Source organism: Paractinoplanes polyasparticus (genome assembly GCF_019710575.1).
Taxonomy (GTDB): domain Bacteria; phylum Actinomycetota; class Actinomycetes; order Mycobacteriales; family Micromonosporaceae; genus Actinoplanes; species Actinoplanes polyasparticus.
The window spans coordinates 1-12,225 of the sequence record NZ_JAHWFK010000069.1; the positions used below are offsets into that span (position 1 = coordinate 1).

At 68.2% G+C, this 12,225-nt stretch carries 9 protein-coding genes; 6 read left to right on the forward strand and 3 right to left on the reverse strand.

Going from position 1 to position 12,225, the window contains the following annotated elements; translation table 11 throughout:
- Positions 1-150 precede the first annotated feature (150 nt).
- Together KXC43_RS47295 and KXC43_RS47300 are read left to right on the forward strand one after the other, a co-directional pair.
- On the forward strand, positions 151-684 hold the full coding sequence (locus KXC43_RS47295; RefSeq protein WP_221382863.1) for a TetR/AcrR family transcriptional regulator: 534 nt from the start codon (positions 151-153) through the stop codon (positions 682-684).
- The gene (locus KXC43_RS47300; RefSeq protein WP_221382864.1) at positions 681-2,453 is read left to right on the forward strand and encodes a pyridoxamine 5'-phosphate oxidase family protein; all 1,773 of its coding nucleotides are present in this window, start codon (positions 681-683) and stop codon (positions 2,451-2,453) included. The genes KXC43_RS47295 and KXC43_RS47300 overlap by 4 nt, the downstream gene beginning before the upstream one ends.
- A gap of 132 nt (positions 2,454-2,585) precedes the next feature.
- Here the strand turns inward: KXC43_RS47300 and KXC43_RS47305 are convergent, their stop codons facing one another.
- Entirely contained in the window at positions 2,586-5,807 is a 3,222-nt protein-coding gene (locus KXC43_RS47305) for a S8 family serine peptidase (protein WP_221382865.1), read from the reverse strand.
- A gap of 353 nt (positions 5,808-6,160) precedes the next feature.
- Between KXC43_RS47305 and KXC43_RS47310 the strand changes: the two genes are divergently transcribed.
- Positions 6,161-7,339 carry an amidohydrolase family protein gene (locus KXC43_RS47310; protein WP_221382866.1) on the forward strand — a complete coding sequence of 393 codons (1,179 nt, stop codon included), beginning with the start codon at positions 6,161-6,163 and terminating at the stop codon, positions 7,337-7,339.
- A 124-nt stretch (positions 7,340-7,463) separates the two neighbouring features.
- Entirely contained in the window at positions 7,464-8,354 is an 891-nt protein-coding gene (locus KXC43_RS47315) for an alpha/beta hydrolase fold domain-containing protein (protein ID WP_221382867.1), read from the forward strand.
- Positions 8,355-8,606: 252 nt separating this feature from the next.
- Here the strand turns inward: KXC43_RS47315 and KXC43_RS47320 are convergent, their stop codons facing one another.
- A complete protein-coding gene (locus KXC43_RS47320; protein ID WP_221382868.1) occupies positions 8,607-9,359 on the reverse strand; it encodes an AraC family transcriptional regulator in 753 nt (250 codons plus the stop codon).
- A gap of 122 nt (positions 9,360-9,481) precedes the next feature.
- Between KXC43_RS47320 and KXC43_RS47325 the strand changes: the two genes are divergently transcribed.
- Together KXC43_RS47325 and KXC43_RS47330 are read left to right on the forward strand one after the other, a co-directional pair.
- On the forward strand, positions 9,482-10,261 hold the full coding sequence (locus KXC43_RS47325; protein WP_221382869.1) for an SDR family oxidoreductase: 780 nt from the start codon (positions 9,482-9,484) through the stop codon (positions 10,259-10,261).
- Positions 10,262-10,302: 41 nt separating this feature from the next.
- On the forward strand, positions 10,303-10,701 hold the full coding sequence (locus tag KXC43_RS47330) for a GlcG/HbpS family heme-binding protein (RefSeq protein WP_221382870.1): 399 nt from the start codon (positions 10,303-10,305) through the stop codon (positions 10,699-10,701).
- Positions 10,702-10,895: 194 nt separating this feature from the next.
- Here the strand turns inward: KXC43_RS47330 and KXC43_RS47335 are convergent, their stop codons facing one another.
- Entirely contained in the window at positions 10,896-12,215 is a 1,320-nt protein-coding gene (locus KXC43_RS47335; RefSeq protein ID WP_221382871.1) for an FAD-dependent oxidoreductase, read from the reverse strand.
- Between the last annotated feature and the right edge of the window lie 10 nt (positions 12,216-12,225).

A 12,225-nucleotide genomic window follows, 5' to 3' on the forward strand; every position in this document is an offset into this window, starting at 1 on the left:
CGATCGGCACGGCAACCGGGTTAGGCATGCCCTAACCCTTACCCTACTGCCACCGATTTAACGACTCATGACACTAGAGTGACCTCTCCAGCAGCCTCGAAAACACGGGACCGAAGTACCCGAGAATCCAGCCTGCCGGCGTTAGCCGAGGTGTTCCGGGAGCACGGGTATGACGGCGCATCGCTGAGTGTCATTTCGGCCGCTACCGGGCTCACCAACGGCAGCCTCTACCACTTCTTTCCCGGCGGTAAGGACGGGATGCTCGCGGCCGTCCTCATGAGCCTCCAGGCCTGGTCCGACACTCACCTGTTCAACCCGCTCAGGAGCGTCCCGGCGGACGACCCGGCCGCGGCCCGGCAGGCGCTGCTGGACATGGCCGCGGCGGTCAGCGACTACTTCCGGTCGGGTAAGCGCGCCTGCCTACTCGGGGTGTTATCGCTCAGCTTCCACCGCGACCGGTTCGCCACGGCGGTGGCGAGCTACTTTGACGCCTGGATCGACGCCCTTGCCCACGCACTCACCGTCTCTGGGTCGGCCGACCCACGAGGCCAGGCCAAGATGATCATCGCGGCCGTGCAGGGCGCCATCGTCCTGGCCCACGCGTTCGACGACCCGGAGGTCTTCGACGCCACGCTCAGCCTGGCCCTCAGCGCGCATCACGGCCCACGGGAGGCATGGTCGTGACTACGACACCGCTCCGCTGGCATCCCGGCGAGGAGGCGATGCACCGCCGTCTCCGCGTGCCCTACGAGGACAACCCGACCATCCCCGGTCTGCCCATGGCGTACGGGATGTGGCTGGCTGAGAGCCCGCTGCTCGCCCTCGGCGCCGTCGACCGGGACGGCGATATCTGGACGACGATCCTGGGCGGCGCGGCCGGCGTGACCGTGCCCGGGGCGGCCGGCGCTCTCCGGTTGAGCACCACGGCACACCGGCATGGGCGTACCGGATGGAAGGGTCTCGACCCGGTCCTCGACGCCCTCTTCGCCGACGGTGGGACAGGCCCGGAGCAGCGGGTGTCGGGCCTGGCGATCGACCTGGAGCAGCGGACGCGGGTGAAGCTGGCGGGCCGGATGCTGAGCGGGGTGGCCCAGGAGACTGCGGACGCCGGCCGCGTGGATATCCGGATGACCCTCGCCGTCGACGAGACGCTCGGCAACTGCCCCAAATATCTGAACCGCAAAGTGGTCCGGCCGCACGACGCGTCCCCGCAACTGATCGCCGACACTCTGCCCCTGCCGCCCGAGGCGGTGGACCTGATCGGCCGGGCGGACATCTTCTTCCTCTCCAGCCGGCACGGCGCCGAGAGCATGGACACCAACAACCGGGGCGGCGCACCGGGGTTCGTCCGCGTGTTCAGCAACTCCGACGACGAGGGGGTGACGCTGGTCTATCCGGAATACTCGGGTAACCGTCTTTATCAGACGTTGGGCAACCTCATCACCGATCACGCCGTCGGGATGACTTTCCCGGACTTCGAGACGGGCGACGTCCTCTTTCTCACCGGGCAGGCCGAGATTCTCGTCGGCGCCGAGGCCGCGGCAGTGCTGCCGCACAGCAAGCTGGCCGTCCGGGTCAAGGTCAGGAAAGTACGGTGGGTACGCGACGGGCTGCCGTTCCGTGGTCGCTTTCTGGACCCGTCGCCATACAATCCGCCCGTCCGCAAACTGGCACGCGAGCTGGACGGCGAGGACCCGGCCGCCACGCCGCTGAGCCTGGGGACGGCGACTCTGGTCGACCGGCGTCCGGTTACGCCCACGATCACGCGGTACACGTTCGGTCTGGACCCGGAAATGCCGCCGTGGCGGGCCGGGCAGCACGTCACCCTGGACTTCTCGGCGCAGCTCGACCGCGGCTGGTCACACATGCGCGACCACGATCCCCGGTCGCTCAACGACGACTACGTCCGGTCGTTCACCATCTCGAGCCCCCCGTCCGGGCGTGAGTTCGAGATCACGGTTCGCCGACAGGGGCCGGTCACCGGCCTTCTGGCCCGATGGACCCCGGCCGCGACCGTGCGGGCCACCGTTCTCGGCTTCGGGGGCGGCGACGAGGTGAGCTACATCGACGATCCCGGCGCGGTGGCCGACGTCGTCGTGGTCGCCGCCGGGGTGGGAATCACGCCGCTGCTGGCCCAGGCTCGCCAGGCACTGAAGGCTGGGCCCGGGTTGACCGTGCTGTGGGGCCTGCGGGCGGACGACGTGCCGCTCGCGGCCGACGCCTTCGACGCGATCGACGGGCTGGCCGAGCGCACCACGCTCTTCGTGACCGGCCAGGCCGACGTGCTGCTCGGCGCCAGGGTGCAGCATCGGCGAATGACCCGGGCTGATGTTCTGGGTGTGGGGGTGGCGGGACGGCGGCGTTTCCACGTGTGCGCTGGCCGCGACCTGAGGAACGCGGTGATGGAATGGGCGGCCGGCGAGGAGGTGCGGTCGGAGAGCTTCGACTACTGACCCATGTTGCCCGACTCCGGCCTCCTCGATCGGGCGCTCGGCGCACACCTCGTCGGACTCGTCGGGCTGCGTGCCGGCAAGCACCGGCCGGGGAAGGGGGAGCCTGCCCCGGCCGATGGATTTATCAGCCGGTCAGCCGAAGCGGTACGCCCGGATCACGCTCTGATCGAACGTTGTGCCGGCCGCGTCGGTCGCGTGTAGGCGCAGGGAGACAAATCCCTTGCCTGAGGGATACGTGATCTGGGCCGCGCTGTCGGTGATCGGAGCCTTTTGCCAGGTGGTGCCGTCGTCGAACGAGAAGTCCGCGGTGAGCGACTTCGTGGTGACCTTCCTGCCCGCCTGATCGAGGACTGTCAGAGGGACTGCGCTTCGGTGGCCCGCCTGCGCGGTGTTGTCGGCATCGAGGGTGGGGGTGGCCCGCACGGCGATGACTGGCACCTTGGTCTGATCGGCGGCCGACGAGAAGCCGACGGTGACGTCGATCTTGGTCGCGAGGCCGTCGATGTCACCGGTGGACGACTGGTGCACCCGGTACCGTTCGGTGGTGGCCGGCAGTTGGTCGGCGTACACGCTGATGCTGTCCTCGGAGGCGATCAGCGCGTCACCGCGGTACAGCGTGCTGGTTGTCGGGCGCCGCAAGTCGTAACCGGGGTGCCCGGAGGCGTCGCCGGTCGACGGGACGATGACCCGCATCTCGGCGCCCCGGCGCTCGAACCAGGTTCCGCGGGAGCCCAGGGCGGTGCCGAAGGGTGCCTTTCCCCAGTGCTCCTGGGTCCGCCGGCCAGCGGTGTAGGTGCGTCGTTCGCCGAAGAGGTAGTTGCCCTGGACGCCGACGTCCGTCCGCAGGCCGAGCGTGGTCGTCGCTTCCCAGGACAATCCCGCGCCCGTGCTGAAGTAGTTCGTGCGTGTGCCGGGGGCGTGCATCTGGCTCTCCGCCGTTGCGATGACGTCACCGGTAAGGGACCACAGGTCCTGCCACTGGTAGGCCCGATCGCCGTCGCCTGCGGGGTGCACAATCTGGGCCGAGGTCGCCAGTTCTGCGTGCCGGAAGGTGCGGGCGTAGCCGGCCAGCAGGGTCGCGCCGGAGACCTCCTCGGCGAGGAAGTAGGCGTACGGGCTGTTGTAGCCGTACTCGCCGGTGTCCTTCCTGACCCAGGCGCTGCTGACCCAGCTGGTGAACGGCATCGGGTCGCCGAGATGGCCGACGCGCATGTCCTCGAACCCGGTGCTGCTGTTGCCGTAGACGACGAGGGTGTTTCCCACCGGTGTACTCGTCGTCAGGCTCGCCGCGACCGTCTCTGCCGACCTGTCCGGAGCGGCCTGGCTGACCTTGGTGGTGTCGCGGGCGTCGAATACGACCGTGGTGTCGCGCGTGATGTCGAGGACCGGCTGGAAGATCAGGGCGGACCATTCGCCGGTGCCGTCCGAGCTCGGGTCGAGGTAGGTGCCGACGGTGTACCGGCCGGCCGGGACGCGCAGGGTGACGGTGCCGCTCGGATCGTACGGAAGGTCGAGGTAGTCGCCGTCAGGCTGGAAGATCTGCGTGAGGTAGTTCGGGGCCGCCCGGCCGTCGAGGGCGACATGCTTCAGGGTCAGCTGGTAGCTTTCGGTCTCCTTCTCGATGCCGACCGGGGTGACCACCGAGGTGGAGCCTGCGGTCGCCCGGAGCTGGGCCGCATGCTGGCCGAACGCCACGTCGCCGCGCGTATCGGCGGTGAGGGTCACCGGAGCCGAGCCGCCCGCGGGCACTGTCACCCGGGAGGTGTCGAGCGAGAACGCCGGGTCGGCGATCGCCAGATCCAGGGTCACGGCTGTGTCGCCGTCGTTGTGGTAGGTAACGGTCCGGGAGATCGGCTGGTCGTTGTCGTGCGGCCACTTCTGCAGTCCGAACGACACCGACGACGGCTCGGTGGTCACGGTCTGGGTTATCGCGCGTTCCACGTCGACCCTGCCCGCGCCCTGCTGGAACGCGTTGCCGTCGGGCTGAGGCTCCGCCGCGCTCATCAGCGTGGCCTTCAGCCGGCCGGCCTTCCAGTCCGGGTGTTGCTGGGCCAGCAGGATCGCCGATCCCGCGACATGCGGAGTGGCCATCGAGGTGCCGGTGAGCGCCGTGTAATACTGCCCGGCCGGAGTGCCGGCGTCTGTGCCCGCAGCGCGTGCCGCGACGATGTCGACACCGGGTGCGGTGATGTCGGGCTTGACCGCGCCGTTCTCTCTGCGGGGCCCACGGCTGGAGAACGGGGCCAGCCGGTCCGTCTTGTCGACGGCACCGACGGTCAGAGCCGTGGCCGCGGTGCCCGGGGAGCCGATGGTGTTCGCCCCGTCGCCGGTATTGCCGGCGGCGATGACGAACAGCGCACCTGTCTCGGCCGTCAGCCTGTCGACAGCTTCCTCCACCGGGTCGGTGCCCGGGTCGTCCAGACCGCTGAGGCTCATGTTGATGACCCTGGCGCGCTGATCGACTGCGGCCCACTGCATGCCGGCCAGGATCGCGGAGTCCGGGCACCCATTCAGGTCGCAGACCTTGCCGGAGAGGATGGAGGCCTTAGGAGCGACACCTCTGTAGGTGCCGTTCGAAGCGGCGCCGTCGCCGGCGATCGTGGCAGCCACGTGAGTGCCGTGCCCGATGTGGTCGTTGTTGTCCGCGGTGGTGAAGTGTGCGGAGGTCACCCGGCCGGCGAGGTCCGGGTGAGTGTCGTCGACGCCCGTATCGAGCACGGCGACCGCCATGCCCTCGCCCTGGTAACCGGCGCGCCAGGCGGCCGGTGCACCGATCTGCGGGACGCTGTGGTCGAGGGTGACCTGGCGTTTGCCGTCCAGCCAGATGTTCTGCACGCCGCCACGCAACGTCGACGTGCCGGTGATCGCTTTCCACAGCGAGCCGATGCGCTTCTTGGGCGCGGTGACGGCCGCGCCGCCTACCGCTTTGAGGTCACGGGTCTTGCGGGCGCCGTTGCTGCTCAGGGTAGACGTCATCGCCGCTGCGTCCGCGCCGGTCGCGGTCCGCAGAATAAGCGGTACGGTCGCCTGTCTGGCGTCGTCGTACCCCAGCGAGATCAGCTCCGTCACGTCGAAGAGCCGCTGATCCACCCGCTGTGCGCGAATGAGCGCGGCGGCGTCGCTGGGGATCACCATCAGGCGCCCGCGCGCGGACGACAGAGCGAACGAAATATGCCGGCGCCCGGCGCCGGCCTGTACGGCCCCGGTGAGAGCGCCGGCACTGCCGACGGTCACACGGTCGCCGGTGATCAGGGTGACGGTGTACTTCCCGGTATCAGGGGCGGCAGGGGCAGCGCCGGCCGGAAGGGAGGTGGACAGGCTCAGGACCAGGAAGGCCGCAAGCCCACCGGCCATCAGCCGTCTTGTTCGGGACAGGATCATGACCCGTAGACGGCAATATTCCGGCAAGGGTTCACTGTGGACCGATTGCCGCCACACCCGAACAGGCCCGCTCTCACTCAAGAGGTCGTGATTAACTCAGACCCTGGCCGGCGCATCCCAGATCGGTGAACCTTCACCGGGCCGCGAGCGTCGTGTCTTCTGTGATCAACTCTCGTGATTTACGGCTGCACGCGCCGATCGTCCTTCTCGGCGACAGCAGGTGTTCCGTCGTACGTGACGGGGTGGTGGACATCGGCTATGACGGCAGGATCCGTTACGCAGGCCCGGTCCCGACCGCCCCTGTCTGGGATGGTGAGGTGCGCCGGGTGACGGGCATCCTGCTGCCCGGTTTGATCAACACCCACGCACACAGTGCTATGACAGCCCTGCGTGGCCGCGGTGGTGACCTTCCGCTGATCGACTGGCTCCAGCAGGCCATGTGGCCCGCCGAAGCACTGATGACGCCGGAGGACGCCCGGGCCGGCATGCTGCTCGGCTCCATCGAGATGCTTCGCGGCGGCGTTACCACTAGTTCGGAGATGTATTTCGCCATCGACGAGCATGCAGAAGCAGTCCTCGAGACCGGTGGGCGGGCGATCCTCGCCGAGGTCATCTTCGAGCTTCCCGGCGGGGAGGACTGGGGCGCCGCCGTCGAGCGGGTCAACAAACGCATCGACTACCTTGGTCTGCGTACTGGGCCCGATGAGCGCATCGAGTTCGGCTACGGCCCGCACTCCGCATACATGCTTCCGCCGCACGCGCTGGGCGTCATCGCCGGTCACGCCCGAGACCGTAAGGCGCTGGTCCACATGCACGTTGCCGAGTCGCCCGGCGAGGACGTGGAGCAGCGGTCCCGGTTCGGTTCGGTGCCGCGTCTACTGCAGGAAACCGGGCTACTGGACGCCCGGCTGGTGGCCGCCCATGCGGTGCATCTCTCGGACGCCGACATCGACCTCTTCGCCGCCAGCGGTACCGGAGTCGCGCATTGCCCGGCCTCGAACGCCAAGCTCGCCTCCGGCATCCTGCGCCTGAAGGCGCTGCGCAAGGCGGGTGTGCCGGTCGGGCTCGGCACCGATGGGCCGGCCAGCAACGACCGGCTCGACCTGCTGGACGAGGCGCGTACGGCGGCGCTTCTGGCCCGCGTGAGCACCTCCGACGCACGGACGGTGTCAGCGGCGGACGCTCTGCTGCTTGCCACCCGCTACGGGGCCGAGGCACTCGGTCGCAACGACATCGGCGCGCTCGAGGTGGGCCGCTGGGCCGACATCGTCCACATCGGCGTCGACACGCCCGCTTTCGCGACCGGACTCGACGTCGACGACGAGGAACTGCTCGGCAACCTGATCTGGTCGGCCGGCTCCCGGACCGTCCGAGACGTCTGGGTGGCCGGCGATCGGGTCGTCGCCGACGGGGGGTCGGTCCGCACCGACCGCCAGCGCGCCCAGGCACAGGTGGCAGCGAGCGCCGCACGCCTGCGGGTGCCGCCCGGTCCCGCCGGGCCGTAGGTTCTGAGGTCGGAGTCAGCACTGCATGACGTTACCTGCGAAGTCCGCTCGAAGCGTTGCGTAGTCTCGGCATACTCCCCGCACCCGTGGCCCGACCGTCTCGCGCCAAACCACTGGAGATTCAATGACCAGCCTCCAGATGCGTCTGGTCGCCGCTTATCTGCGATATCAGCGCAAGCCTCAAATGGCCACAGTCGAGCAGGCACGACGGCGGATGGCCCGGACTGCGACACCCGCCGCGCCACCGCTCCGGCTGCTGCGCGCACACCATGTGACCAGCCGCACGGTCAACGGCTTCACGTGCTGGACCGTGGCCCCGCGGGCGCCGTCGGCAACAGCCGTCATCTACCTCCACGGCGGCGCGTACATCGCGCCGATCTCACCCCAGCATTGGGACCTGATCGCGCGACTGGCCGATGCCGGGGTCCGCGTCGAGGTACCGCTCTATGGCCTGGCACCAGCCCACACCTATCGTGACGCGTACCCGCTGCTCATCCAGGTGTACCGAGAGCTTGTCGCCGGCTCGCAGCCGGTGCGGGTACGGATAGCCGGGGACTCCGCCGGTGGTGGGCTGGCACTCGGCTTCGCTCAGGAACTGCTGGAATCTGATCTGCCCGCTCCGGTCGGACTGGTACTGATCTCGCCGTGGCTGGATCTGACCCTGTCCGGTGACGGCGTTGCCGGCGTCGCCGCCTTCGACCCGTGGCTCACGCCGGCCGGGCTGATCGAGGCGGGCCGGGCGTGGGCAGGCGGCGATGACCCGAGCTTGTCCCGCCTCAGCCCGATCAACGGCACGCTCGCAGGGCTTCCGCCGACCGACATCTTCGTCGGCGATCGGGAGGTGATGTACCCCGACGTGATGCGGCTGCGCCGGCTGGCGGCCGAGGCAGGGTGGTCCGCCACCGTCACCGAGGCCCCGGGCGCCGTGCACGACTACCCCCTTGTTCCCGCCCCGGAAGGCCGGCGTGCCCGCAAACGAATCATAGAACTATTGTCGATCGGCCCACCGGAATAGGCAGCTATCAAAGCGGTTCGGCCAAAGTCGGCACACGAGAACGCTGCGAAAAGTCACCCCGTTACCGCGCATGATGGCCGGCGCGCGCTGGAATTGGCGGCTTCGCCCGCCGTGACCACCGAGTCAACGTCGATCGTTCCTCGCAGGTCAACACCAGTGGTGCAGCCGGGCGCGTGGTCCGTGACATCGCCCCACTTCAAACCCACTCATTGGACGGCTTTGAGACGCACCGCATTAGTGGAAGAACGGCGGCTATGGAGAGGATGAGGCTCGGCGGCGGGCGTCTTCGCTGGGGGACAGCCCGAAGAGGCGGCGATACCCACGGCTGAACTGGGAGGGGCTTTCGTAGCCGACGGTATGAGCTGCGGCGGCGATGTCGTCCGGGGCGGCCGCGAGGAGGATTCGGGCCCGTTGCAGGCGTAGTTGCTTCTGGTACTGCACCGGGCTCATGGTGGTGACTTCGCGGAAGTGGCGGTTGAGGGTCGGGACGCTCACGTCGATGTGGCGAGCCAGGTCGTCGGCGCGGATGGGTTGGTCGTAGCGGCTCTCGATCCAGCGGGTCGCGCGGCGCACGAGTGCGAAACGGTCGTCGGCGCGGCCGACCTGTCGCACCAGGGTGCCCAGGGGGCCGGTCAGCAGGCGCCAGTGGATCTCCCGTTCGAGGCCGGGGGAGAGAACCGGGAAGTCGCGGGGCCGTTCGACCAGATGCAGCAGGCGCAGCACCGCGTCGAGCAGGTCCTCGTCGGCCTTGGCCACGCCCAGTGCCGGGCCGACGAGGGGCTCCGCCTCGGGGGCCAGTTCGGCCACCAGGTCGGGGCGCAACGTGAGGCCCACCGCGAGGAACGGATCGGCGCGGGTGCAGTCCGGAGCTCCAACCTCCTGCGAGGTCAGCAGCACGCAGCCCGGAAGCCAGCTGCCACGCGGGGCCAGGGCCTCCAGCCGGGGAATCAGATCGCGCAACTCGGCCAGGGCGTCCTGAGTATGGCACCGGATCTGATCTTGCAACTCTGCTGCCAGCGGCTTTGATCGGATCGTACGTCGATCTGAGCGCATCGTTATAGGTGCGGCGATCGCACGGCCCGAGGATGGAGCGGTCCCCATCGGATGCCCCAACTCCAGGAGCAACCATGACCACTTTTCTCATCACCGGTGCCGGCAGCGGATTCGGCAAAGGCGTCGCTCTGAGGCTGGCCCAGCTCGGCCACAAGGTCATTGCCGGGGTCCAGATCTGGCCCCAGGTCTGGCAGTTGGGCCAGGAGGCCAAGGCCGCCGGGGTTCAGCTGGACGTCATCAAGCTGGACACCACGAACGAGCTCGACCGATCCCACGCCTTCAGCTACGACATCGACGTGCTGTTCAACAACGCGGGCATCATGTACGCCGGTCCGGCCACCGAGGTCCCCGAGTCGCTGTGGCGCGAATCGTTCGACGTCAATCTGTTTGCCGCCATCGGGATGACTCGCGGCTTCATGCCCGCCCTGGTCAAGAAGGGCGCGGGCAAGATCGTCTTCGTCTCCTCCATCGCGGGCTTCGGCAAGGTGCCGTTCCTGGCCCCCTACGCGGCGACCAAGCACGCCTTGGAGGCCTTCGCCGGCATCCTGCGTCAAGAGGTCAAGGACTACGGCATCACCGTCCAGACGGTGAACCCCGGCCCCTACCTGACCGGCTTCAACGACGTGGGCTTCGAGTCGATGTACCAGTGGTTCGACGCCGACACCGCGACCATCGCCGCCCCGCCCGCCTCCTCCGACGACCTCCCGATCACGCAGTACGAGCCGGAGCAGATGGTCACCGCGATGGTCGAGGTGCTGACCGGGAAGTCCAACGCCTACCGCACCATGCTGCCCGCCGAGGTCGAACAGCAGATCAGGGCCGACCAGGCCGCCGAGTGGAACGGCACCGTCTGAAGATCCACCACCCGCAAACCCGACTTCGCAGGAGCTTCCCCATGACCGATCTCAGCCTCGACCGTGCCCGCGGCATCCTCGATGCCGCCCTCACCGCTGCCCATGACGCCGAGGTGTCCTTCAGCATCGCCGTTGTCGACGCCGGCGGACACCTCAAAGCCTTCCTCTCCCAGGACGGCGCCCCGCTGGCCAGCATCGACATCGCCCTCAGGAAAGCCCGCACCGCGCAACTGTTCAAGACGCCCACGGGCACCCTGGGCCAGTACTCCCAACCTGGCGGAGCGCTCTACAACATCGAACTCACCAACGGCGGTCTGGTGACCTTCCCCGGCGGTGTCCCCCTCATGGCCGGCACCACGCTACTGGGGGCCATCGGTGTCAGCGGCGGCCTCAACGAGCAGGACCTGAGTATCGCCACCGCCGGAGCAGCAGCCCTCTGAGCAACCGGCCGCCCCTGTCACCGCGCCTTGGTGTACTCCCACGAGGTGGCTGACCAGTCGGGCTTGGTACCAGAAGGTGCCAGGCCCGACTGCACCCGAATCACCCTGAAACTACCGTCACGAGGCACCCGCGACCGAGGGCCGGACCGGACACCCGCTCGTGTCGGCGATGAACCACGTACTGGAGCGATTCATCATCGGGTCAGGTTGCCGGCGAGGACTCGCCACATCACCGCCGGTTTGAACAATGAGGAGGGCGGTTGCAGCAAACCGGAGACCGCGTCGAAATCTCGGGCCAGGGATTCGTCTTTCTGACTGGCCGCGTGCAACCGGCTCATGTAGGCGCCGATGACCCGCTCGGCGAGTGGCTGTGGCTGACCGAGCTGGGCGCGGTCGGCGGAGCCGACCATCTGCCACACCGGGTCGATCACCTTGGCGGCGGCGGTGAAGTAGCGGCGGCTCAGGTCCTGCGGCCCGGCCGTCAAGGCGTCACGCAGAGCAAGGGCCTCGAGCGCGGCGACGGTCATGCCTTGACCGTATTGCGGATTGAAGCTGCACATTCCGTCGCCGATGACGAGCAGACCCTCGGGGAATCGGTGCAGCTTCTCGTAGTGACGGCGGCGCCCGGCGGGGAAGTGGTGCCGGCGGGGTTCGTCCAGCCACTCGGCTTCGCTGAGCGCCTTGGTGACGAATCCCGGAGCGATACTGGCTGCGAAAGCCTGGAAGTCCTTCAGATCCGCAGGCGGGTGGTCATCTGCGTAACCTCCGAGCGTCACCATGTGACGGTTGTCTTCGTGCTCGAAAAGACCCAAGATCCGGGGCTGGCCCGGCCCCGGGAGGATCAGGACCAGTCTCCGTCCGTCGAGCGCGCCCGGCCGTAGTCGCATGCTCCGGCTCATGTAGGCGAGGTCGATGGCGGATTCTGTCTCTGGGGGAGTCGGATAGCCGAGTTCGCGCAGCCATACCGGAGTGCGTCCACCGCGACCGGTGGCGTCGACGACCAGATCAGCCGTCAGAGCCTGCTCGTCTTCGTCACGTGGCGCAATTTTGACACCGTTGATGCGATCCTCGGATGCCGCCACGGTGAGACCCAGAACCGGACAATCGTCCACCATGTCCACATTGGGTAAACGGCGTATCCGGTCCCGGATCTTGCTGTCCAGATACGGACGGCTCGGTTGCAGACCCGGTATTTTCTCCGATCCGCCGCGGTTGAGAACGGTTACGCCGAACTGCCTCCAGATTTCGGTGCCGTGCTGAGGCCGCGGCACGCCATCGGCGGCCATCTTGTCGCTCAGTGTCGGGAAGAGCTCGTCCAGGATCTGCACCCCTCGGGGTAACAGCGCATGTCCATGCCGATCCTGCGGCACGCCCTTCCGGCTCTCTGCATCGTCCGGGAGTTGATCACGTTCGACGACGGTGACCTTGTCGAAGTGGTCGGAGAGCACTCGCGCGGCGAGCAACCCAGCAATGCTGGCTCCGAGGACGACGGCGTGACGGCCAGAACCACTCATTGATCAACAC

Bases quoted from the DNA above. Each gene is read 5' to 3' on its own strand.
- KXC43_RS47325 (WP_221382869.1), top strand. From the start codon at position 9,482: ATGACCACTTTTCTCATCACCGGTGCCGGCAGCGGATTCGGCAAAGGC.
- KXC43_RS47330 (WP_221382870.1), top strand. From the start codon at position 10,303: ATGACCGATCTCAGCCTCGACCGTGCCCGCGGCATCCTCGATGCCGCC.
- KXC43_RS47335 (WP_221382871.1), bottom strand. From the start codon at position 12,215: ATGAGTGGTTCTGGCCGTCACGCCGTCGTCCTCGGAGCCAGCATTGCT.
- KXC43_RS47315 (WP_221382867.1), top strand. From the start codon at position 7,464: ATGACCAGCCTCCAGATGCGTCTGGTCGCCGCTTATCTGCGATATCAG.
- KXC43_RS47305 (WP_221382865.1), bottom strand. From the start codon at position 5,807: ATGGCCGGTGGGCTTGCGGCCTTCCTGGTCCTGAGCCTGTCCACCTCC.